At 51.4% G+C, this 24,505-nt stretch carries 14 protein-coding genes and 1 pseudogene; 7 read left to right on the top strand and 8 right to left on the bottom strand.

All coding sequences use genetic code 11. The features are described 5' to 3' along the window. The 4 genes and pseudogenes from LEP6406_RS33970 to LEP6406_RS0200880 form a co-directional block, all read right to left on the bottom strand. Positions 1-182, bottom strand: a pseudogene (locus tag LEP6406_RS33970) (hypothetical protein); the annotation flags it as partial. Positions 183-467: 285 nt separating this feature from the next. Then, entirely contained in the window at positions 468-3,752 is a 3,285-nt protein-coding gene (locus LEP6406_RS33480; RefSeq protein ID WP_008317578.1) for a class I SAM-dependent DNA methyltransferase, read from the bottom strand. Between the two features lie 59 nt (positions 3,753-3,811). After that, positions 3,812-4,459 (bottom strand): Uma2 family endonuclease, encoded by a 648-nt coding sequence (locus tag LEP6406_RS0200885; RefSeq protein WP_008317577.1) that lies wholly within the window; start codon positions 4,457-4,459, stop codon positions 3,812-3,814. Between the two features lie 69 nt (positions 4,460-4,528). Then, the gene (locus LEP6406_RS0200880) at positions 4,529-4,993 is read right to left on the bottom strand and encodes a hypothetical protein (protein ID WP_008317576.1); all 465 of its coding nucleotides are present in this window, start codon (positions 4,991-4,993) and stop codon (positions 4,529-4,531) included. A 523-nt stretch (positions 4,994-5,516) separates the two neighbouring features. On the opposite strand from LEP6406_RS0200880, the gene LEP6406_RS26100 reads away from it, so the two are divergent. After that, positions 5,517-6,281 (top strand): tetratricopeptide repeat protein, encoded by a 765-nt coding sequence (locus LEP6406_RS26100; RefSeq protein WP_008317573.1) that lies wholly within the window; start codon positions 5,517-5,519, stop codon positions 6,279-6,281. An 89-nt stretch (positions 6,282-6,370) separates the two neighbouring features. Here the strand turns inward: LEP6406_RS26100 and plsY are convergent, their stop codons facing one another. Then, positions 6,371-7,012 (bottom strand): glycerol-3-phosphate 1-O-acyltransferase PlsY, encoded by a 642-nt coding sequence (gene plsY / locus LEP6406_RS0200870; protein WP_027268726.1) that lies wholly within the window; start codon positions 7,010-7,012, stop codon positions 6,371-6,373. A gap of 284 nt (positions 7,013-7,296) precedes the next feature. Between plsY and LEP6406_RS0200865 the strand changes: the two genes are divergently transcribed. The 4 genes from LEP6406_RS0200865 to murJ all read left to right on the top strand — a co-directional run bounded on the left by LEP6406_RS0200865 (position 7,297) and on the right by murJ (position 11,301). Continuing rightward, positions 7,297-8,091, top strand: coding sequence for an MOSC domain-containing protein (locus LEP6406_RS0200865; protein ID WP_008317568.1), 795 nt, complete (start codon positions 7,297-7,299; stop codon positions 8,089-8,091). A 17-nt stretch (positions 8,092-8,108) separates the two neighbouring features. Further along, positions 8,109-8,558 (top strand): protein tyrosine phosphatase family protein, encoded by a 450-nt coding sequence (locus LEP6406_RS0200860; RefSeq protein ID WP_008317558.1) that lies wholly within the window; start codon positions 8,109-8,111, stop codon positions 8,556-8,558. Between the two features lie 623 nt (positions 8,559-9,181). After that, a complete protein-coding gene (locus tag LEP6406_RS0200855) occupies positions 9,182-9,538 on the top strand; it encodes a hypothetical protein (RefSeq protein ID WP_008317556.1) in 357 nt (118 codons plus the stop codon). Positions 9,539-9,693: 155 nt separating this feature from the next. Next, a complete protein-coding gene (murJ, locus tag LEP6406_RS0200850) occupies positions 9,694-11,301 on the top strand; it encodes a murein biosynthesis integral membrane protein MurJ (RefSeq protein WP_027268725.1) in 1,608 nt (535 codons plus the stop codon). A 253-nt stretch (positions 11,302-11,554) separates the two neighbouring features. Here murJ and LEP6406_RS29890 read toward each other — a convergent pair whose 3' ends face one another. Next, the gene (locus tag LEP6406_RS29890) at positions 11,555-13,960 is read right to left on the bottom strand and encodes a CHAT domain-containing protein (RefSeq protein WP_008317548.1); all 2,406 of its coding nucleotides are present in this window, start codon (positions 13,958-13,960) and stop codon (positions 11,555-11,557) included. A gap of 891 nt (positions 13,961-14,851) precedes the next feature. Between LEP6406_RS29890 and LEP6406_RS0200840 the strand changes: the two genes are divergently transcribed. Together LEP6406_RS0200840 and LEP6406_RS0200835 are read left to right on the top strand one after the other, a co-directional pair. Continuing rightward, positions 14,852-19,972: a hypothetical protein gene (locus tag LEP6406_RS0200840; protein ID WP_155834602.1), complete on the top strand. Its 5,121-nt coding sequence runs from the start codon at positions 14,852-14,854 to the stop codon at positions 19,970-19,972. Positions 19,973-20,007: 35 nt separating this feature from the next. Next, complete coding sequence (locus tag LEP6406_RS0200835; RefSeq protein WP_008317545.1) at positions 20,008-21,762, top strand: pentapeptide repeat-containing protein; 1,755 nt, start codon at positions 20,008-20,010, stop codon at positions 21,760-21,762. A gap of 537 nt (positions 21,763-22,299) precedes the next feature. Here the strand turns inward: LEP6406_RS0200835 and LEP6406_RS0200825 are convergent. Both LEP6406_RS0200825 and LEP6406_RS0200815 read right to left on the bottom strand, forming a co-directional pair. Further along, positions 22,300-22,920, bottom strand: coding sequence for a TenA family protein (locus tag LEP6406_RS0200825; RefSeq protein ID WP_008317541.1), 621 nt, complete (start codon positions 22,918-22,920; stop codon positions 22,300-22,302). Between the two features lie 168 nt (positions 22,921-23,088). Next, positions 23,089-24,426, bottom strand: coding sequence for a ferredoxin reductase family protein (locus LEP6406_RS0200815; RefSeq protein WP_008317536.1), 1,338 nt, complete (start codon positions 24,424-24,426; stop codon positions 23,089-23,091). Between the last annotated feature and the right edge of the window lie 79 nt (positions 24,427-24,505).

Below are 24,505 nucleotides of genomic sequence, written 5' to 3'. Positions count from 1 at the left end.
TCATCCATCAGCAATACGTTGTGTTGCATCAGACCCCGCACCTTGCCCTGGATGACCCCGAGCCCCGTCATCTGCCCCTGACCTGAGTAGTTATAGTACGTTGTGTCTTGCGCCGCTATCAGATACTCGCTCTCGCTCGCCTGCGCCCGCTCTCGCGTCGCCGCTACGTGACCTGACAACATTGTTGAATCGTTCATCTCGTCCCTCGCAAACAACCCAGCGACGGTTTGCCTGAAACTATTGCCCAGGCAGCTCGAAAAGGACAGTGTCGGTTGCTCGCAGGCCAGCTCGTAGGCTTTGTTCAGGCTTTTTTTACCTGCGGTCGAAAGGCACTTAATTGGCTAAACTCTGACATTGGGATACCGCTAACGTTCGCTAACTTTTAGCACCAGCTTAGTCCATGTCATCGGCGTTATCCTCTACCGAACAAGGGATCTGCGATTCGCTCATAGACTTGTGCAAAACCCCTACAGGATTAGCTTTGGGAGAGGGGTTAGGGGAGAGGGGCCAAGTAGCGCCACTAAATCACCCCACCCGTAAGCCTCTAGCACTGCCACGTCTAGGTCGTCGTGGATTTGCTTGAGGGTGCTGACCAGGGCGCGATCGTTGTATTCGCGGTCTTTGTCGGTGAAGGCTTCCCCGGCGCGGAGTTTTTCGAGCAGGTTGTACATGCCGGTGATGGTGATATTAGGATAGTTAGCCTGCACTTTTTTGCGGTGGGCATCGAGGCGTTCGCCCAGGTCACGGATGGTCTGCTTATGTTCTGGGGTGGGGTCTGGGAAGGGAAACGGATCAAAGCAAAGACTCTTGTTATATCTCGGTCGGTCTTCGAGTGTCCCACCAGATGCTATTGCCCAAAGATGATGTATATAGCTAGAGAGCACTCCAAGAAAATAGGCGTCACTTAAAGCGATAGCGATGAGAGTGTGATCAGGTCGAACATCGGAATTAATAAAACAGAAGGTATTGAATTTACTGACTTCGACTGTTGCAATATAACGGGGAAGGCTACTGATTGCAGAGCGCAGATTGCCCTTATCACGACCAAACCTCCACCAATTCCTTCTACTGCCAGGATCCCTAATTTGGTCACGTTGTGGTTTTACGTAATCAAGAATTCTTTGAAACGCTCTCGGAGCTTTTTCTTGTGCCTCTGTATGGTTCAAAGGATAAAAATCAATCACCCATGCATCTGAGTAACCATTGATCAAACCTCTTCCTGTGATGAATGGGTGGCAGACTTCCTTTTCAAAGCTGGCAACTTCTTTCGTATCAATTAGGAAACCCTTTCCAAAAAGAACAATGCCGACTGTTGAAATACCTTCACTAGCCTTAAGCGGAACTGATTTGCTTACATCTATACCTCCACCCAAATTTGAATTGATTTTCCCAACTGAAACTGAATTCAGCCTGACTTCTGCTTCTATCTCATTTTGCCAGGTTTCTTCCAGAATTGTTGAGATAGTAGGATTTTGATTGTTGTCACCTACGACTGTCATTGCGATTCTTACTGCTGCTCCAGTATCGCCATCGACCCAAGGATGGTCAGGAATAGCCCATATGATTTGATGATCTTTAAGAGCTTTCAAAGATTTCTCTATGACTTGGCGATTTAGAATTTGAGTAATGCTATTAGTGGTTATAAACCCAAATCTCTGTAAGTTCTTTTTCTTGATCAAGCTGGCTGCGTGATGCCACCAGTACATAACATAATCTGCCCCTTCAGACATTGTTTTATGAGCTGAGAAGAGTGCTTCTAAATAGTCATCGCCGAGTGATGTTCTTCTCCGAGATTTCCCAATAAATGGCGGATTCGACACCACATAATCCGCCTCCGGCCACTCCGCAGGCCGAGGGTTCAAATACCGATAAATGGGAATCTGATTCGTCGGATCCGGCACATCCTCCCCCGTCACCGGATGCCGCATCTTGCGTCCGCCCCAACGGGTTCTCACCTGCCCCGTCGCCGGATCAACATCCGGTTCCTTGCCGTCATAGGCCAGCACCGCATCCCGGCATTCAATGTTGCGATACTCCCGCAGCACCGGCTCCACCGGGGGCAAATCCCCAAAGCGGCGAAAATGCCACTGCAAATAGCCAATCCAGATCACCAGATCCGCGATCGCCGCAGCCCGTGGGTTAATCTCAATGCCCAAAAACTGGGACGGGTTCACCTGGTCAATGTCGAGCCGGAGCTGAGCCTGCCCGGTGATGTCCTCCAGGCGCTTCAGCACCTCCGACTCTAGCTGCTTGATCAAGTCCAGCGTCACATAGAGGAAATTGCCCGTACCGCAGGCGGGGTCAAGGATGCGGGTCTGCCGCAGTTCCGTGAGAAATGCTTCTAGGGTTGCGATCGCCTTCTTCTTTTGGCTGGGCTTCGGTTCCGGGTCATCCCCCAACTGCTGTTTCGCCTCCCCCTGCACCACCACCCACTGGGCCTGCAACGGCTCCATCACCACCGGACGCACCAACCGCTCCACATAGGAACGCGGCGTGTAGTGGGCACCGAGCTTGCTGCGTTCCTTCGTATCCAGCGCCCGCTCCAGCAGGGTGCCAAAGATGGCAGGCTCCACATTTTGCCAATCCCGTTCCGCCGCTGCCAACAGAATCGCCAACTGATCCGCCGCCAAATCAAAGGCCACGGGCTCCGCAAACAAGCCCCCGTTAAACCGCAACAGCCGACCGTGGAAGCCAAAGCTGCCCCCCTCATTCATCGCCTGCCACAGCGCCTCCACCTCCGGCTTAAAGCTCTTGGGATTCCCTTGCCAGCGGGTCTTCAGCGCATGGGTGAAGACATCCTCCTTCAGCAGTCCCACATCTTCGGCAAACATGGTGAAGATGCAGCGCATCAAGAAATGGGCGACGGCTTGGGGATGGTTGTAACCCTCATCCCCGGCCTGCCCCTCATCCCCAGCCCTTCTCCCTGGGGGAGAAGGGAGCCCGGATCGGTCCCCCTCGCCCTCTGGGAGAGGGGTTAGGGGAGAGGGGCCGACCATCGCGGCTACCCCTGAAATCCCCTCATCCCCAGCCCTTCTCCCTGGGGGAGAAGGGAGCCCGGATCGGTCCCCCTCGCCCTCTGGGAGAGGGGTTAGGGGAGAGGGGCCAGCGGCTGCGCTGAGAAAGGGCGATCGCTCTAAACTTTTCGTCAGCTCCGCCAAATCAGCCGCCACCTCCCGCGTCACCCGCGCCGCAATCTTCTCCGGGTTACGGGCTTCCGGGTTCGTGAAGATGTCCACAAACAGGTCAAAGACCGCTTCCCGCCGCAATGCCGCCAGCTCAATATCCTGACGGGCCGCGTAGCCGCCATAGTCCCCGTTGAAGCCTGTCCACAGCTCAAAGTGACTGCCAATATCGCAGGTGAGTAAGAAGGGCGGCTTGGTGGAGACATTGCGGGTGTAGGCGATCGCCTGCACAAACGCCTTTTCCATCGCCTTTAGATAGGTGGGCGTGCCTCGCTTTGCCGTGCCCTTGCCCGTCTGAGCGCTGCCCTGCTTGGCCTCAATGATGAAGTGGTCGGCCTTGTAGAAGTCGATGTAGCCGGGAGTAACTTTGCCGCTGGGGTGGTAAACCTTGATGTCTTTGTCAAAGCAGTAGGGGTCATCCGCCACATTGCCTTTCGGCGGTGGGCCATCTACCCCCAGCGCCTCAACCAGGTCTAAAAAGAACCCCTGGTAATTGGCCCGCTCATTGCCACCGGAGTTTTGCCACTTGGCCACAAAGCGCTCAATCCGTTCAGAGTCTTGGGGAGTCATAGGGCCAAGTTCTGTGGGTCGTAGTCCCAAGATTAGCGCAGGGTAGTGGGTGCGATCGTTTAGAGGTCTAGCTCACCACTCACCCATTGTCGAAAGGCTCGCATGGCCCGGTTTCGCCCCTCTACCTGGCTTTGCGTCACATATTTAGGGATTTCAGCCTGCAACGGCCAGCCGAGAAAAGTTGGGCTGTGATCCACCTCCACATATTTTCCCGCCTGGAGCTGGTAGATACGAATCGTGTGTCCCGCCCGTCGCCATAGTTCAGGCACCCCCAGGGCGGCATAGGTCTCGGGATGGGTACGGGAGGTGATATCCACCTCTAAAGCTAAATCAGGAGGCGGATCTATCGTTAAATCGAGTCGTTTTTTGCCCCGCACTGCTATTTCATGCTGAATATAAAAACACTGATCAGGCTCGATGCCTTTCAGCATTTCCGAATTCTTGAAGGTGGTTGACCCTAATGTGAGGAATTCTATGTCGAGTTCCTCTAACAAGGCTTTTAGGAGATCGCTAATGATTTCTTTATCTGATTCATGCTCAGGAAGAGGAGCCATAAGTTCCAACAAACCGTTGTTGTAGGCGACACGAGTTCCCCGGTGTTCGCCCAACTCTTCTAAAACTGCCTCAAACTCAGCCCAGCTCACATCGTGGAGCAGGAGTCTTTGCCCTGGCGGGACATCTAGTTGGCGGAGTTGGAGGGTGACCATGGGAGGAAGGCAGAAGGATGAATCAGAATTTGTAGGGTGGGCAAGGCCCACCCTCATACCCCCATACCCCTACAGCACCTGGTGGGTGTAGGCGTGCTGTTTGACGTTGTCGTCCGGGGAGACGAGGTTTTCTTGGTTGAGTACCCGCTTTTTCTCGGTGGAGTAGTTGAGATCCTGCCGACAGGTGCCGACGGGTAGATCAGCCTGGGCCGTGGGGTGCTGTTGGTAGGTGCGGGCCGCCGCGATCGCACGGTCGGCGAAATCAGCACAGAAGGTTCCCTGGGCGGGAAATCCCTCCACGCGGGAGGGCTCTCCTTCAGACAGGATCATGTTTAAGGTGACGCCATGGACCGCACTGTAGGCGGTGGGTACCCCCTTGAAAACCGTTTCTAAATAGGCGGAGGGAACGGGCTCTAGGAGAATAATCTCCTCTACTTCCCCCTCGACCCGGTGATAGCAGGTGGCCACTCCTACGGCCAAGTAGCTATCACTCTGAAGATCCGGGGCATTGGGGGCGGGAAGGGTTGAAGTCATGGTGCCTGAAAGTTACGATTCGCTTTCTCAGTAGTAAAACGGCTAGTCCCGGAATAGACCACAACTTAACTAATAGTTGAGAACTAATAAGTCGTGGGGTGTTGTCCGGGGCAGGTTTTGACGGTTCAACCTGGGTGGAGGGTTGGGGGCGATCGGCTAAACCTGACCCTACGGGGTGGGAATGGTGGGGATGTTTATCCCTTGACCTGTGCCAAACCCATCCAAATCGTAGATTGGGTTTGACTACCCTCCAGGGGTACTTGATCCGAGAACTAAGTACCCCTGGAGAAGGGAGAATAAGTGGGTCTACGGAGAAAATTACAGTTCTTTATGTAAATCCGGATTCTACAGGTCATTTTCTACGATATCTCTCGGTTGGACTCCATTTCAGGACATGGCACTATACCTAGGTGCTGCGATCAGGGTGTTGAGTTCTAGGCTGATAAGTCAGACCTCTCCATGCCACAGCTATTGCCAGCACTTAGGGATGCGTCGCAACAGTTCCATGTGAGAGGCCGTGGCTATGAAGTGCCACCAGCATCCTGATGCCGAGAATTTTAGTCATCCTGTGGCAGAGTCCGCCACTTTTTTAGCCCACCCAGTCCTCCCGTACCCGTTTTCGGCCTTGGAGGCCAAAGCGGATGTCAGTTTATCCGCAAGGGCGGACCTGCTACGGTGGCGACAGGTTGCCTTAAAGCAAGCCCAACAGCAGCAATACCTTACCGCCATCCAAACTCTGACAGGGGTTCTGAGCCGCTATCCCCACAGTGCTGAGGACTATAGCAACCGGGGCTTGGTGTATTCGTGGGCGGGGCAGGGAGAGGCGGCGCTGCGAGATTACAACCGGGCCTTGAGCTTGGATCCTCTGTTGGCGGCGGCCTATAACAATCGAGGCAATTACTTTGCTGGCCCAGGGGCGGCGGTCAAGGGAGCCTTAGATTTGGCGCTGGCGGATTATGACCGGGCCATCAATCTCAACCCGATCCACATTCGTGCGCGCATCAACCAAGCCGTTACCCTGCGGAAACTGCGCCGCTACAATGCGGCCCTGATGGCCCTGGATGAAGCCCTGGTGTTTCGCCAATTGACCGGGCTGATCTATGGAGAGCGGGGGCGTACCTGTCACCTGTGGGGAGACTGGAATGGTGCGATCGCAGATTACTGCCACGCCCTCGACTGCTTTGCCCATCCCACCTCCCAGATCCCACTGGAAAGCCCCCAGGCTAACCAAGTGCGGCAATGGTTGGCTCAGGTACAGGGCATTTGTAGCGGTCCTCACTCGGATTAAGTACGGATAAGTACAGACAAGGGACTGAAGCCCCTTGTTCGCCGAAGTGTCATTAAGTTGAGGAATCTGGCTTTGATTGTCCACAGCCCCTAGCTGTGGCTCGACTGGCTCCCCAGGCGAGGCTCAGTCCCAGAAAGGAGGCGATCAATATTGGTGCGGTGGCGCAGGATCACGTAGAGGCTACCGGCGATCGCAATTAGGGTATAGGGGAGGGGCTGCTGGGTCATCGCCATCAGCACCGCCGCCGCCACTGCTGCCACCATCGACCCTAGAGAGACAATGCGACTGAAGGCCAAGGTAGTGGCAAATACGAGGGCAACCCCCAGCCCCACGGGCCATGCCATTGCCAACAACACCCCCAATCCCGTGGCGGCGGACTTGCCCCCACTCCATTGCAGCCAAATAGATTTGCTATGACCCACAATCGCCAACAGTCCCGCCAGGGTAATCCACCAGGGCGATAGGTTTAGCACGGTGCTGGAGGTCACGACCATGGGCAGCAGTTGCCCCATTCCCAACACCGCCAGCAGACCCTTGGTCAGATCTACTAATAAAACTGCGATCGCGGCGGGCTTGCCCACCACTCGCAGTACATTTGTCGCCCCCGTATTGCCAGAGCCATACTGACGGATATCAATGCCTTGAACGGCCTTGGCTACGAGATAGCCCGTGGGGATCGACCCCAGAAAATAGGCCAGAACCAACAGTCCCAATCCGGTAACCCAAGCCACCTGAACGATCCCCGCTGACACTAGATCCAGTGTAAGGGGAGACGGAACCCCAAGGATATGGTTGACGCGACTCTCCCATCAGGATCTATTGTGTACAAACACCTTGGCCCTCATCCCCAAGCCCTATCGGGCAGGTTAAGCCTTCCTTGAATGCCGTGTCCCCTCTCCCCCTTCTGCGCTACAGGCAGGCAAAGCCAACGACAAGCTCAGGGATCTGGGAGAGGGGGAGGCCGGACAAGACTTTCCGGCTCCCCAGTTTCCCATCCATCATGCCCGCCTGACCTATGTCTCCCCACCTAGCTCGGATTGATCTCTATCCCCTCAAGTCCCTAGATGGCCTCGCGGTGCCGACGGCGACGTTGCTGGCCAGTGGAGCCCTGGAGGGCGATCGCGCCTTTGCCTTGATGGATCAGCGGAGCCAGTTTATTAACGGCAAGCGTAATGCCCAGGTGCATACTCTGCGATCGCACTTTTCCCCAGACCTGAGCCACATTACCCTCTGGCGAGACGGTGACAGTGAAAAAGTCGGGTTTGACCTGACCCGCGATCGCACGGCCTTAGAGGCATGGTTGGGGCGCTATTTCCAGCAGCCCGTGACCCTGAGCCGCAATCGTGAAATGGGTTTCCCCGATGACACGATCTCCCCCGGTCCCACGGTGATTAGCACCGCCACGCTGGCAACGGTGGCGGGCTGGTTTGAGCTATCCCTAGAGGAAACCCGCCGTCGCTTTCGGACTAACTTGGAAATTGATGGGGTGCCCGCCTTTTGGGAAGACCAGCTTTTTTCAGAAAATGGGGATCCGGTTGCTTTTTCCATCGGTGCTGTCACCCTCCAGGGTATTAATCCCTGCCAGCGCTGCATTGTGCCCACCCGCGATACCCACAGTGGAGCCGCAATCAAGGCGTTTCAATCCCGGTTTAGCCAACTGCGATCGCAGTCTCTGCCAGCGGGGGTGGCGCGATCGCGTTTCAACCACTTCTATCGCCTCGCCGTAAATACCCGTGTCGCAGCGACCGAGGCAGGGAAGGTGTTGTGTCTAGGAGACCCGTGCTTCAGGGATGATGGAGATGGATTTTGAATTTTGAATTGCCGTCTATGCTCACGAGTATTTATAACTATCTTCCCCTGACGGATCGGCTAGCGACCTCTGGGCAACCTACCGCTGACCAATTCAAAGCCATTCACCAGGCTGGCTTTGAGGTGGTGATCAACCTGGCGCTACCCAGTTCTGACAATGCCCTGTCGGATGAGCGATCGCGGGTGGAGAGCTACGGCATGACCTACATTTCCATTCCCGTAGTGTGGGAAGCGCCTACAGTGGAAGCCTTTCAGACCTTCACAGCAGCCATGGCCGCCCACCCAAACCAGAAAATCCTGGTGCACTGCGCCGCCAACATGCGGGTGTCAGCATTCATGTATGCATGGCGGATACAGCAAGGCATCGCCAGTGATAAAGCCATGGCCGACTTGCACAAAATTTGGCAGCCCAACGCCACTTGGCAAGCCTTGCTCGATCAACTCCTCGGAGACGCCCGGTGGGGGTAGGGGGTGTGAGGGTTGGGGGGAGTGTGGGGGTATGAGGGTGTGTATAGCCTAACGGCATTCAAGAAAGGCGTTGGCGAAGCCACTCCCAGGTAGTTAGCCTGCCCGAAGGGCTTGTGTGGGGGGGGTGGCAGAAATTTTGAGTTTTGAATTTTGAGTTTTGAATTGAATTTCCCGTAGGGTGCATAACGCTAAGGCGTGGCTTCACTTTTTATATCGCTTGCGAAACGCGAAGCAATGCACCGCAGAGATGCCGCGCCCAATGCAAGACGTGACAGAACCGTAGGGGCAATCCCTTGTGGTTGCCCGGTGTGCGCGGGTGACTGATATTGGGCTTTGGCGTGGGTGGATGTCACCGTAGGGACACGGTTTCCGCGCCCAATGCAGGGGGTGACAGAAATTTTGAATTTGTTTCTGGTGCCCTGGCTCTGCCTGGGTACCGCTGCCGGAGGCTCTGCCTCCCCTGTGTTCCGTAGGAGCAATACCCCTAAGGCGGAGCCTGCCCGGAGGAAATAGGAGGGTTACTCGGTAGGTGGGTCGATATTGGTCTGAATTTTAAGGAATGAGGCCCACGGGGCTTGAGGAACAGATTTAGGCCGATAATTTCTCAACCCACACTTCCTTCTATGCTGCAAACTGCCCCCCTTCGGACCACTGCCCTCGCAGCCCTGATGGCGATCCCCGCGCCGCTTCTGGCGACAACCGCCGCGTTGGCAGAGGATGTCGTCTTCCAAATTCAGAACAACACCAGCGCTGCCATTGTAGAGTTCTACATTTCCCCCATTACCTCCACGAGCTGGGAGGATAATGTCGTTCCTGAGGGGCAATCTCTGCCTCCGGGGGAGATGGTTAACATGACGGTGGTGGATGGATCTCCCGATTGCCGCTACGACATGCTGGCCCTCTTCTCTGATGGCGGTGAGGTTTCTAGCTTCGACGTAAATATTTGTGAGGTGGAGGTCTGGACCTATTCCGAAGAATAGGTCCAGCCAGCCTATTGGACCTGCACTTAGTCCAACTCTGACTCCCTCAAGGTGAACCGCGATCGCGGTTCACCTTTTTTCATTGGCTTTCCATGCGTGGATCCCAATTCGCGATTAAATGGGAAGGATTGATTTTTGTAACGGTTGAGACACCTGTGGCCAACGCCAAACCGACCCGTTCCCTGGCTGGCATTGCCGGTATTGTGGCCGCCGCCACCCTGATTAGCAAAGTCTTTGGGCTGGTGCGGCAACAAGCGATCGCGGCGGCCTTTGCCGTTGGCCCCGTCGCCGATGCCTACAACTTTGCCTATGTTATCCCCGGCTTTTTGCTGATTCTATTGGGGGGCATCAACGGCCCGTTCCACAGCGCCATTGTCAGCGTTGTGGCCAAACGCGAACGGGAGGATATTGGCCCCCTGGTAGAGTCCATCAGTACCCTCGTGGGGTTGGTACTCCTCGTTGTATCCGTGGGGATGATGCTCTTTGCGGCCCCCGTCATCGACTTTGTGGCCCAAGGGCTGTCGGAGACAACCCCGGAAGCGCGGGATATCGCCATCCGTCAGTTGCAAATCATGGCCCCCATGGCGGTGTTTGCGGGGTTGGTAGGCATCGGCTTTGGCACCCTGAATGCGGACGATCAATACTGGCTGCCCTCCGTCAGCCCTATGTTTTCCAGCGTAGCGGTGATTGCGGGGCTGGGCATTCTCTACGGCGTCATTGGCAACCAAATCACTGACCCCAGTTTCTACATGGTGGGGGGGATGGTGCTGGCGGGGACAACCCTGCTGGGGGCGGTGTTGCAGTGGTTGGTGCAGCTCCCAGCCCTGTGGCGATCAGGGCTGGGACGGCTGCGGCTGCGGTTCAACTGGCGGGATCCCGGTGTACGAGAGGTGTTCAACATCCTCGGCCCCGCCACCTTTTCCTCGGGGATGATGCAGATCAATGTCTTCACCGACCTGTTCTTTGCCTCCTACATTCCCGGTACGGCGGCGGCGCTGGGCTATGCCAACCTACTGGTGCAAACGCCCCTGGGGATCATTTCCAATGTGATTTTGGTTCCGTTTCTCCCCATCTTTGCGCGGCTGGCGGCCCCGGAAAATTGGCCGGAACTGAAGGACCGGATTCGTCAAAGTCTGATGATGACGGCCCTGACCATGCTGCCCTTGGGGGCGCTGATCATGACCCTGGCCCTGCCCATTGTGCAGGTGATCTACGAGCGGGGGGCCTTTGACCTCGGGGCGGCGGAAATCGTGACTTCGGTGCTGGTGGCCTACGGGCTGGGGATGTTTGTGTACCTGGCGCGGGATGTGCTGGTGCGGGTCTACTATGCCCTGGGGGATGCCCAGACGCCTTTCCGCATTAGCCTCGCGAATATTGCTCTAAATGCGGTGCTGGACTTTTTCTTTATTCGCTGGTTTGGGGCTCCGGGGTTGGTGCTGGCTACGGTGGGAGTGAATATTATCTCGACGCTGGCCATGGTGGTGATTTTGGATCGCAAGCTGAATGGCTTGCCTTGGCTGGCCTGGAGTCGCCCGATTGCGGGACTAACGGTACTCAGTGCCATCGCCGGGGTGGCAGCTTGGGGTACTCGTCTGGGGCTAGAGCAGGTGATGGGGGAAGCGGGCTTTTTGATTCGGTTGCTGCAACTTGCGATCGCGGGTACGGTCGGCATTGCCCTATTCAGTGTCGGTACGCTGTTCCTTCGGATTCCCGAAGCCAGCCAAGTCGCCAACCGCCTCTTGGGCCGCTTCTGGCGTCGTTGAGATGGGAGGCTGATTAACCAGGGTTGATTTGCCCACATTGGGGTCATTAATATAGTGGGGATGCCAGGAAGAGCCATGGCAAATGCCCGCAGTGATTTTTTCTGTTCTATCCCTTGGCTCTGGCAAAGTCCGATAAACAATTTTCCTCAATAAGGCGATAGCCCCCATCTGCCTGTATGGCAAGACGTAGAACACAAAAGAGAAGCTACCACAGACCAAGCTGTTAGTTCAGTTGGACTTTATAGACCGATGCTTACCATGGACTCCCTACCAAAGTATAAGAAGACCAGTAGAAAGGATGCGAGAAATTTTCAATTACTTCCTGCTCCTTTCCAACAGCCTCTTGTAAGCGTCTTAAGCCTTGCAATTCACTTTCTGTAAAACGCCGAAGTCGAGGCTCATCTAGTAATAATTCGTTAATTACTCTCCGTAGCTCTCGGAGATTCTGCCTCAATCGCTGATCATCCAGCATCGCTAATTGTGCGGTTTGCACAGCTTCTACTTTTGTTACCCCTGCAGACAAGCTACGGTAAAATTCCATCATGTAAATGAGTGATGCTAGATCACTTACATACCAGAGACTAGCTAGGGTAGATTTCACATTGGATTGGAGGGAAAGACCAGCGAACCCCAACTCCGCTGATTCATCCCCTAAGGCAGTTTGACAAGCACTGAGTACCAGAAGCTCTAAAGGGGGTTGGTTCCAATTTAGACTCGCAATTTGGCGTTCTTGGAGCGGCAGCGAAGTGTCCCAGAGTTGAATATTGGAATCTCCAGGTTTTCCCGGTAGAAAGCTGGCATGGGTAGCCAAGTGAACAATTTGGTATGGATAGTTTCGACGAGCATTACGCAACCTTTCCAAGGTAAATTGACTGTTAAGGCTATCAGTAACAGTTCGATCATCTGGCCATATACGCTTAATCATCTCTAGCTCTAAAGGGACAGCATTCAGCGGAGGATAGAGGTTAGAATCCTGAAATTCTGAAGCGCCCATTGCTAGAATGTCTGCCCTTTCTAGGTGCGAAGGTCGTAAATCTAGAGAGCTAAAATTAGGGATAATACCAATCTTATATTTTTCCGCTAAGAACTGGCCGCTTTCAGCATCATATAGGGCTGCTACAGGCAGTAATCCCAGCCCGTTTTCCATGACGAAAAGTAGTGTATTAACTTCTATGCCCTGATCCTTCAAAACTTCTTCTACAGGACGAATCAGTAAGCTATACAACTCAGCAGAATATCGAAGATAACTTTCAGAACGAGGATTTTGAATTTCACTCCATAGATTTCTTACTTCAAGAGCCAATTCATCTCGTGTAACCCTATTTCCTTGGCGAAGTCCAAAAAATTCCAAAATTTCAGCCAAGGGATTACTAGTTCTATCCTCAGAGTCTGAACTACCTCCATCTAGCTCAATGGTTTGTCTCTGAAATTCCTCGTCATCAATATTCACTTCAAAGCGAGTAATTGTTTCTATTTCAACCGTGGGACTTTGAGAGGTTTCAATGCTGATAAAGACACGATCGCCCTCGGAAGCAATGTATACAACCGCTGCACGAATGCTAGGCTCCTGCATTTCCAGACTATGGAGACTATACCGAATTAAACTAGGATCCACTACAGGATCCCGTAGCGGATCCTGTAGTGGATCCACTACGGATCGACGTACATCACTGCCGAAGTATTCCCGAAAAGCATCTCTCCTCCGTTCCTCTAGAACCCGGTTAGTGGGCACAAAAGGAGCGTTATTTGATCTCGCCTCACTATCTTCGACTTCAGGTCGAAACTGCAAATCAATTTCCAGGATGCTGGCACCGGGTTCAGGCACGAATGTACGGTAGTTTTCTAATTGCCGTCGAAGTTCCTCCCACTGAAGCTCTGGTGCTACCGGAGCTTCAGTTCCATCTTCTGTTGGCTGATCAGTCACAAGTCGATCAAAAAAGCTCTCGCTAGGAATTTGTAGGCGGAAGAGAGCCTTTTCAGTCTGGAACCGTTCATCTGAAGCCAGTCGCCGCAATCGGCGATCCAGCTCCTTGATATTGATGGGACGTTGTTTGATAATGTCATCCAAGTAAGCCGAGACATACCTGGCATAGGGTGTACCCTCAAAAGGACGACAGCTATTGGCTGCTCCTAAGGCGCAAACAGTTTGGATAAACCCTTCAACCACTGACACAACTAAGGTGCCATCGGGCTGAATCGTGACACTCTCAGCCCATGAGGTGAGGAACCCCTGTTGCAAGTAAATCAGGGTGATTTCATCTCGAATTGCTGCAAGTTCTGGACGGCGTACAGAGCGCCCCTGATACGAGGCTAGAACCCTATGTACTGCTTCCTCAAAACCAATTTCCTCCCCATGAGTTGAGCCGTACAAACTAGAGCCTTGAATGCAGTAACTCAAAACCACTTGGGCACCTGTCTCTGACCCTGACTGTGGTTCAAGTGCTTCACAGTCAGACCTTACATACCCTGATTGCTCCAATGCTGTAGCGGGCACTAGTCTTACCGTAGTAGCCAGGGCTGACTTATCCAGTAGGCGTGTGCCGCTCACGAGCACCAAAGCAATTAAAATTGATTTGGCAGAGGAGGAGTGGCGTTGAAAGCTATGTTTTGAGCTGGCGCTCACGTGGCGAGAGTTGTAGTTGCGTCCTGAATGCTTCATGGAATCACTCCTGAGATTAACAAAAGTTCAATAAAAACCTGTCGGAGAATAACAAAAGATCCCCTAACACCTCTGGCAAAGCAAAGAAAATCTGAATCTTACAGAGGAATGACTCACAAGCATAGATACTCATTATTTAAGGATTATATCTATAAGGAGGATGCTACTTTCCTGCGATCCCTCATCCGATTATCATGAATTCGCGATCAAAATGGTGCCTTGGGATGCATTTTCCTGCTTGTTTGGGCAGCTTGATGATTCTAGGCATGATGTTCACGTGTTTCTTGGTGGCTTCAAAAAACTTCTTGCACGGATGTATTGGTTGGCCGCAGAATATTGATAGGCATGTTGCTGTTGCGAACGTAGCACTTTTTCTATCCTTAAGATTGACTTTCTAAACGCCAAGTTTAGTTAAGCCCTAAGTTTTACCTAGGGTGGATCACTTGAATATCCACCAAGGTTTATCTACTTGTGCATCATGTTTGGGCAATTGCATCTTATGCCAAAGGTAACAATTTCTGGATCAGGGTAATGCCACAGGTCGCTAAAGCATCTATTTTGTTTTTGGGGTTGCTGCCTTTGTTGTCAGCAGAGTTGGCAATGGCAACTTTAGGTCTGTCATTGCCTATAAGCCTTGATCCTCGTTTGGCTCAAGCTACTAGCTGCACAGGAGTGGCCACCCTTATCGATGGAGCCCCGCTCAACGTTTCTGTACGGCAGGTTTCAGCCTGTGACGTTACAGGAGAGTTGATAGCAGATTTGGTCATCATACTGGCGCGCCGAGGTACCGATTCCCGGATTACGACCTCTCATCTTGCTGTCCTCCACAGTCTAATTACGCTGTTAGCAAGGGATCACGAAGATCCCTTGCTAAGGGCTGAGATTCCTACATTGCTGAACGCAGTCTTACCTCTCTTGGGTTCAGATCAGGCTGCGGTACGTCATGCTGCTGTGATCGCAGTAAGGTCACTGGCCGTATATGACATCCGTAGCGATGAGTCATCTACTGAACCCGGCAGGACCGAAGGCATTCTTACGGTAATTGAAGCGTTGTTAAGTCTGGCAAGCAGCACAGCGGACAATTCCCACTTGTCTCTGACTAGTTCACTTGCTGGATGGGAGGCGCTTAGGGACATCGGTTATAAATTGCAGGCCATGCCTGCTTTCACATCTGCTATGGCGACCCTCAATGCCAGTACCAGTGAGGGGATTATTGAGTTGCTGATGGACTCCTTGGAACACTCTCTTCGCACTGAGGAGGAACCCCTTAGTCGCCAAGAGGAGGAACCCCTTAGCCGCCAAGAGGAAGCCCTACGGGTTGCCCAAGTAGAAACGCTATCAGCGTTTCTGTTCATTAGCACAGCAGTCCAACCCGACAAGTATGTGCAACTTCTTAACCGGGTAGCGGCAAATCCTCAGGAAACCACCTTAGTACAGGCCGCAGCGATCGCTAGTCTAGAACGCTTAGGCTTTCATGGGACTTTTGGTGGCTCTGTGCAGCAGCAACTCCGCGAAATAGCAGAAGACACCGCAGAGCCTCTGCCCCATCGAGTCAGTGCATTAGAAATTGCCAGTCGTATCGCTGACTACCGCACCCAGCAGCTACCTCCGATCACGACCCCCTTGTCTCCTTTGCAGCTAGCGGTGACTCCTGATCCAACGGTAACTAATTCTATTTTCTACCAAAGCACTCCACCACCAGGCACTAGCTTCTCAACGTCTATGAATCTGTTGAGTCTATTGCAGAGCGGACTATCGAGCCAGATAGACATCCAGCAACGGGCAGAGATTGCTTTCGATCAGGTCTATAGACGTAATTTTCAGCAGATCTATCAGGCAATTGCTTATTTGTCTGGTTCCGGTGATCCTACTCTCCGAAAGAGAACCATAGAAGCTTTAGGGGCCGTGAGTTATCGCCAACTGCCTGAACCAAATGCAGAAACGGAAGCCGAGCCGCCTGAAGCAGTGATCGTCCGCTTTTTAGGCCACAATCTTCTCTGCTCTAGAGATGCAGAGATTCGACGGAGTGCAGCCTATGCTCTAGGGCAGCTTGCCCCTTATTGGCCAAATTTATTGGTGCAAACTAGGTTAAAGCCTTACTGGTATAACTCGCCAGCAGATACCATTTTTGAAAGAGAAGATCCTGGTCTTGACCAACTTTGCACGGGTAGCCCAGATGATGAAGCGGGAAAACAGATTAATGTACTCAGTGTTTTAGCATTATCTCTCAATGATTCTAACGAGCGAGTCATTGCTCTATCTGCCTATGGCTTGAGTCGTTATGGTGCTGCCCTTGAAAGTCGATATCAGCGATCGAACTCGAATGCTGCTTTGACAAGCTCAGCTCCGGCTCAGGAACCCACTAATGCTCTAGTTACGGAATTAAGAGTCTGTATGTTAGCGCTGCTTTCCCCGACACGACTAACAATCTGGCCCAATGGAGTAGACCTAGCTCCTCGTTATCAATTTTTGATCGAAGACTTTGATGACTACAGCAGTCAGTGTGCTTATGAATTGCCTGACAGGGGTAGCGATCGCTCGGCGATTGCATCAGCCTATGTTTTAGGGCAGGTGGGTATCAGCCAGAGTTCAGGGGTTGAGATCAACGAGGATGATATCAAGACCGTTCGCTATCTCTTAAGGGTTTTACAAGGACGTGATTTGCTGGCTGAACGGGCTCTGCAACCGCGCTTTCGGAGGCCATCAGTGGCGGAGCAGATAGCGCTTGCTAATCGATATCGTGAAGATGATGTCCGCGACAGTATTGTGCGCTATGTTTTGGGACGTATTCATCCCAGGCAGCAACGTCTCATTGATGAACTCATTGCTGCGGTCGAGTTTCCTGAGCGAGGTTCGGCTTATCCTGAGCAGCGGGAGCGAGACTGCGCCTACGAAGCCAATGCTGATAATCGGGATCGTATCTGCTTGCAAAATTCCACCACTCGGGCGGCTGTACTGGGTGCAGTAGAATTGATTGGAATATCGCCTCAGGCGTTGGAAACTAGCAACAATTCAGGGAGTCGATTGCGTCGCTTGTTGGTGCAAGATGCCCTGCCTACTTTGGCGCAACTAGCGACTACTAGCGTCGCTGAAAGTAGCAATAATACTGAAAGCAGCAGCAGTAATGATCCTAAAAGCAGCAATGATAACGAATCTATTAACGAAATTACTGCTGATATACAGCATGTGTTGGCAGGCTCCTTTGATTCGATTAACTCCTGTATTGGTGCAGCCTATGCTTTAGCAAATACTGAAATAAGGGATATATATGTTATTAATCAACTGCTGAACTATCTCTACATTTATCCACAGCCGCTTGTTAGAGAAAATCGAAGTTCTGAAGAAAATAGAAGTTATTTCGGTAACTTGTGTATCCCTCAAGTTACCGCACCTGACGCAACACCCTCAGAGCCGATTGTACCTTTGTTAGAGCAGTTGACGCTGTTGAGAACGGGGGCGATCGCTGCGCTTGGCCAAATTAAACCCCTGGCATCTGCAAATGGGTTACCTCAACCCCATGCTGAGCTTCCTAGGGTAGTTCGTTGCCTGGTCGATATTGCAAATGGAGAGCGATTCTTGCCACTGCTGATCGATGATATAAATATCCAGCCGAATGAGTATGAGAGCTGTCCCATCTTGCGACAAGGGGATGTTAATCGATTACCTGAAACTGTTCACGGTCAATCAGATCAGGCGACCGAGACATTTCAGGCCGTTCGATGGGGGTTAGAACCAAGGGAATATCAGCAAATGAAGCGGGCTATGCAGAATCCTGCCATCGAAGCTATCGGGGAGTTGGCGATCGCAGAAGCTCCGGAGCAGTACGATGCCCTCTGTGCCCTAGCATTTGATTCTCTAGGAACTCTATCTCAAAAGTGTGGTGATTCTCCTAGAATTCGTGATGTCTGGGTGGGTAATATTGCTAATCCAGCGCAAAGGGCTGATTTCATACAGCGGCGATCTCTGAAATTGCAATACATTGAAGCAACGGCTCAGAAGCTTTATGCTGATCTGCAACAAGATATTAGTGACGCAAAACTCCAGCCCAGTGATCTGGAAAATGATCCACGACAGCAAAAGCTGAATATCATTATTCACGAGTTCTTGGCACCGATGCTGAACCCTCCTCTAGATCCTGAGGAGGCAAATAACTCAACCAACTACTCCGTCACTTCTTTGAGTCGCTTTGAATCTGCGAGGGAATTTCGCAACCAGGTCTTGACCGTACTAACTAACTTGGAGCCTCAAGCCTTTTCAACCCTTGAACTCAGCGCTCGTCGCAATATTATTCGCAACTTAGGTTTCACCTCCGGTTCTGGGGTTTATGGAGAGTGTCTGTCTCCTGAAGCCAATCTCTTGACCCAAGAGCGTCTCTGCTTTGGTGCAATTCACCTCCTGACTTCAACATGGTCTCCCAACTTCAACTCCCGCATTGGTGAGTTTGCTAATGTGTCTAGATTTCTGCGAGAGCTAATCCAGCTACCGACTAATGCTCCCACCGCACGCACCAGCCCACTGATCCAAGCCAGTGCCATTCAAGCGATGGGATTCTTAGGAATTTACGATCGCAATCAAGATACTGCTATTTTATTTGATCAACTCAATGGAACTGATTCAAGGGTTGTGGCAGCGACAGTTGATGCTTTTGCAAGCTATACTCCTAGCTTGGTAATGCCTAGCATCCGCCAGCAGCTTAATAGCAACAATGAGCAGGTCGCCTTGCAGGCAATTGAACTGATCTGGCAACTTGGTCAAATAAATGAATCCAGTTGGCCCGGTGCTTTACAACAGTCAGAAATTGTCAACGACTTAGTCAATATTGCTAGTCAAACCACTATTTCGGCATTACTGCGATCGCGCACCATCTATATATTAGGTGAACTGCGTATTACTGATCGTCGCGTAGTTACTCTACTGACAAGTATCCTAACCTCTGGTGTACAAGGTCAATTTGATGATGGACTTGAGATTCAGGAAGCTGCCGCTTATGCCCTAGGGAGACTTGGACAGAGTAATCCAGAAATTGGAAGAGAGGCACTGCCACTGCTTTACAACTTGATCGTTTCTGTGGATGAACGTACTGTATTGGCTAAAGCTCCAGTTTTTGTGGCTGCTAGCTACGCGATCGCGCAAATTGGCCTTGATGAGTCAGTCTTGAGTGACAGCATTAATCGCCATGCAGTGACTACGCAGCTGATTGAGCTATACAATCGTCTACTGTCAGCTAGTTCTAATACCAACAACAGTGAAAGTGCAAGTCATTTAAATGATTTAGCTGCTCTCGCACTATATGTAATTGGTCAACGGCAATCTCCTGAAATCAACGTTGCTAACCTCTATGGAGCTAGCTTACGAGAGAACTTGCCAGTGAATGTGCGAGCAGTTGCGGCCTCCTATGCTAGCAGTATTCCTGTTTGGAACTCTTTGTTGGTGACCCAACTGGCGAACGCAACCCAGGACAGCAATGTTGCCCTACGCCTTAGTGCTATTCTCAGCCTGAGTGGGATATCGGAACGTAATATTCAAAATATACAGACTCAGGATCTTGAAATAATCAAGAATGCTCTCTCATCTGTTTTTTGGCAGGAAAATGAATATGCGGAATTGCGCCTAGCGGCAGGCAATGGATTATGTCGTCTTCTTCAACCATCTGCTTGGTCAGTTGAAGGTGATGAGAAATGTTTAATTGAGCAACTTACTCCAGATTTATTCACTGATGCTTTTAGAAATAGCCTAGAGAATCTTCAAGCATTACAAGACGCAAGTGGAAATTCAAATGCTCCTTATGCTCTCACGGGGTTTGGCAGTGCTGAAGGACTCGTTTCATTGCGTAGCGCTCGTTTAATTGCTGACTTAGATCAAAACTTGAGCACTATCATTCTCCTTTCCACTCTGGATGATCGAGTTTCAAACTCAGCCTCAAACGCCGCAGTCAGAGATATCAACAGCAGAAGAGGTCAAAGTCGGGGATGTCGCTTCCGACTTATTAGACGAATTCTTCAGTGCTCTTAAGCTCTTAAAAATAGATAAAGTGAACACCCAAACATATGAGTAAGCCAAAAGAAAAAAAGATTTGGGATTTAGTTGCCGATGGCAAACTAACAGGCGTTGAAAGTCCTCACCTTAGTAAAGAGGCGCTCATATCAGATGAAAGAGTAAACTTTTATAGAGAGGATTGGAGAGGGTTTAGTTTTGATAGTTTAGAGATAAGAGACGTAGACTTTTCAGGTTCAAAGCTTCAGGGCGCTAGCTTCAAAGACACACAATTATTCAATGTAAATATGAATGATTGTGAGACAGGTATTACCAATATAACATCAATATGGCTAAGAATTCTGGCTTTTTTTCTTGCTGCTGTCTCAGGAATGATTGGAACCTATTGCACGGCTTATTTTATTTTTATCGCTATTGACTCATTGAATCATGAACTAGGTTCACCGGCTGCAATAGTAATCATTGTGTGCTTCATTTTACTGCTGATATTTTCAATTTTCTGGTCTTTTATTTGGGGTTTGGGAAAACACTTCTTGGGTTTCCTATTATTTGTGGTTTTCGCAAATTTCTGCATCCAGATATTTTTTCCTGATGATTTAGCAAACTTTGCTGCGATTTCACTCATCAGTCTGTCTTGCTTTGTTGGTATTTTTTCGTCTTTTTTAATGCAATCTCAGGCTATTTATATAAACAGAGAAATAGTTGCATTTAAGGTCAGTAGAAACAAAAATGCTTTTGGGTTGATCATAGAGTTCGTCATATATGGATTTGCAGGTTTGGGTATTGTTTTTGGCTTTATCTTGGCTGGCGAAAGCGAGTACGAATCTTCCCTGACTCACTTGTTGACTTTTGCCCTCAGTATCGCATGGATTATTTCAGGGAGTTTTCTTGGTCTTGAAGCAAGGAAAGAAAAACAGCAAACGGCAAATTTTGTTGGAAGCGATTTTCTTGAATATGCGGATGAAGGAAAATTTTCCCCTCTTTTCCGAGGTGATTTGCATACGAAAGATAGTGGTTTTCTTGTAGATAAATTTTCTCAGTTTATTCAACAATTTAAAACTGCCAGAAGAAAAAGGCTAAAGCAGGAAAAATATGGGGCTGTTAGAGCAGTATTTGATGCAGTTATAGGCAATTTTAAAACCAGTTTTTTGAATTCCAGCCTTACAAATGTTACCTTTAGTAGAACGAAATTAGACAAGACCTTATTTCAACCTAGTAAAATAGAGGTCTTAATAGTTAGTGACAAAAATCGAGAGGATTTTAATGAGGTAGAAGAATCGGCTGTAGAATCAATAAAGGCTGCTGGAAATGATGGTCGCAACAATATTATAGTCATTGGAGATAACGCTGTTGTTACTACTACAGGTTCTACAAAGGGGAATGTTATGATTGATAGTGGAGGCAAACAAGTGTTTCAAAGAAATATTAGTGTTGGGAATATTAGTAATAGTGTTGTCAATATCGATGCTATTGCAAGCAACGTAGCTAATTCAATCAACAAAATTCCGGATGATGCAAATACCAATAGCGGAGAAGTTAAAGAACTGCTTAGACAGTTGCAAGAGCTGTTAATGGACGAACAAGATTTGTTGCCTCAGGAAGATAAGGTGGAGGCATTAGAACAGGTTGAGGTGCTTGCAGAGGTGGCGCAACAGCCTGAAGATGATAATCGTAAGAGACTGGCAAAAAGAGCCGTTAAGTTGATTAGGGGCACGATTGCGTCGGTAGAGCCAGCGACTCAATTCGTAGCTAATGTTGGCAAACTAGTGACAGAAATCTCTACTCTTTTGGGTTTGGTTAGCCTATAGTCGATAGCAGGTTTGATCGGGCACATCACACTTTTGTCATCCTGAGCGGAACGGAGTGTAGCGAAGGATCTCAGTCCTCGCGCCAGATCGGGATTCTGCACTTTGCTATCGCTACGTTGCTGTTGCAGAGCCGCTAACGCGAACAGAATGACATTTGCAAAACTGGAATGCACCCGTCCCAAACCCTGTTGCCATTCCTGGTTTCTGGGTGGTGGTGATTGCTCTTCTCCAGTCGTTTGCGCAGCCCCTAGGTTGGGGGCGGTTGAACTTGGGCTGCGGGGATCGCTGTTGCGGATAGGGGGTGGATTTTCCAGGGTGGAGGTGGGGCCGGTGGCCTGGGCGTAGGGTAGGGTAGGGAATCCCCTTGGAGCAGGGCGATTAAGTTACTTTCCAGGATGGTGGCGGGTTGTTCGCCAATGGCCATGGCGGCTGTATCTCCTGTGGCGGTGAGGTAAACAACCTGAGTTCGGGTTAAGCAGGTTCAACACACGACTTGGAAGGTTATGTCTTGAGAAGACCCAAGCTATTCAAGAGCGATTAAATTTCCCAGGCTGCTTGGAAGAAATCCCGTTCGCACACCATCGCATAGGTATAGGTCTCCCGCACCAAGGGAGTATCGGCACTGTAGGTGTCGATGAATTGCTCCAACTGCTGGGCCAGGGGTTCAAACTCATCGCTGCTGTAGGTGCGGACCCAGTCGCCATAAAGATGATCGGGAATGCCGCCCTGGGCCAGGGATTGACCGATAAAGGCATAGAGCCGCATACAGGGGGCCATCGCCACCGCCGTCACCCCAATGGGCTGACTCCAGGCGGTGGCTAGCAAAAAGTCGGTATAGCGCCGGGTTGCGCCGCCGGGAGCCACCGCCGTCAACGTCACCCCCCATTGCTCGGCATAGCTTTCGTGCAGGTGCAACTCTTGCAGCACGCCCCCCGCTAGGTCATGGAAAGTCTGGAACCCTTGCCAGTCTGGAGCCTTAGCGGCGGCAATGCTGTAGGCGCGGGCAAAGGCTTCTAGAAAAAAGGCATCCTGCCCCACGTAGTAGGCAAAATTTTCCTCCGGCAAAGTGCCCCCATAGAGGCTCTGGACAAAGGGACTGTGGAGGGAGGCCGTGGCCAGGGCCAGATTGGCTTGCCAAAGGGTGGTGGAAAGACTCATAGGTGTTCAGCAAGTGTCAATTCAGATTTGAAAGCTGCGTTCCCCCGGCTGCCCTCGAGCTGCTGGGGTTGGGACCGATTTTGCAACCGGGCAAAGAACGCCCCGGACCCGACCAGAATCAGCGTTGTCACCACAACGATCTGAAGCATGATGCTATAGCGCATGATCCTAAGCCAAATTAAAGTGTTCCATATGAACGTGGGTAACCGGCACCTCTAGGTCAAAGAGGGCAGCTTCGACCCCATCCATCATCACCGGAGCGGCACAGATAAAGTAATGGCGGCTACCCCGGTGGAGCGGAATATAGCGGGCCAGGAGCTGCTTATTGACGTAGCCGGTTTCTCCAGTCCAACCCTCATGAGGGTGGCGCGGCACGTAGATGATTGTTAAATCAATGTTGTCCTTGAGGACTTCTAATTCCTCTCGGTAGGTAAAGTCCTCCCAGGATGAGGCTGAATAGATTAGCAAAAACGGACGATCATCCTGACGCTCGACCGCTGTTAGCAACATGCTGTACATGGGCGTAATGCCGATGCCGCCCGCGATCAGCACAAACCCGGCGCTGTCCCAATAGCGCTCGGTGGTGAACACGCCGTAGGGACCATCTAGGTAGGCTTTGGTGCCGGGTTTAACGTCTTTGATGCTGCGGGTAAAGTCCCCTAGGGCCTTAATGCCAAACTCAAGCCGCTCCGGGTGGTCGCCGCTCGAAGACATAGAAAACGGATGCTCCCTCATGCCGATCGGGTGAATGCCGAGGGTAAGCCATGCGAACTGCCCCGGTTGGAAGGTAAATCCTTCGTGGCCGTGGGGACGCAGGGCCAGGGTCCAGACATCGCCGCGCTGGGGTTCGACCGCCTCGACTAGGTAAGGACGCTTGGTCATCAGCATGGGCTTAACCAGCCGCACATAGAGCATTAGCCACAGGGCCACCAGCCCCATCGCCGACCACAGCACCCCTTTCCAAAACAGGCCCATGTAGTTGCTCACCCCCAGGGCATGGCCAAAGCCAAACCCCACCGCCACCACCGCCAAAAGACTATGGGCGGCTCGCCAGGGCTCATAGGGAATGTTCAGCGGCTTTCGCCAGATCGTTGTCACCACCATAGTCAAAAAGGCCAAGGTGGCCATGACTGCCATCCGCGCCCGCCAGGGAGCCTCGAAAAAATTCAGCAGCCCCAGGGTTTCGGGGTCAACCACGAATAAAATCACCGGATGCACCAGCACCATTAAAAATGCCGCCAAGGAGGTGTAGCGGTGAAACTGGAGCAAAATATCGATGCCATAGGACGCCTCGATCCGGTTGACGCGGGCGGTGAGGGCAAACTGTAGCACCATCATGGCTAGGCCCATGAAGCCCAGGGCAACAGAGAACTCCAGCCAAAACCCTCGGTCGAGAGGGGCCGGGTACAGCAGTATGACGGCTAGAGGAAAGAGAGAAACCCCAATGTAGGTCACAATCCATAGGGTCGCTACAGCGATGGGATTGTGCATGAACAGGCGTTGCATAGATGACCTCTCACGGGAACAAGGTAAAGGGTATCGGATTTCCCTAATTGGGTCATTGATAACTAGAGGCGCTAGGTAA

The organism is Leptolyngbya sp. PCC 6406 (assembly GCF_000332095.2).
GTDB lineage: Bacteria > Cyanobacteriota > Cyanobacteriia > Phormidesmidales > Phormidesmidaceae > PCC-6406.
Note: the sequence above shows the minus strand (reverse complement) of the source record. Positions and strands in the feature narration are given on the sequence as shown.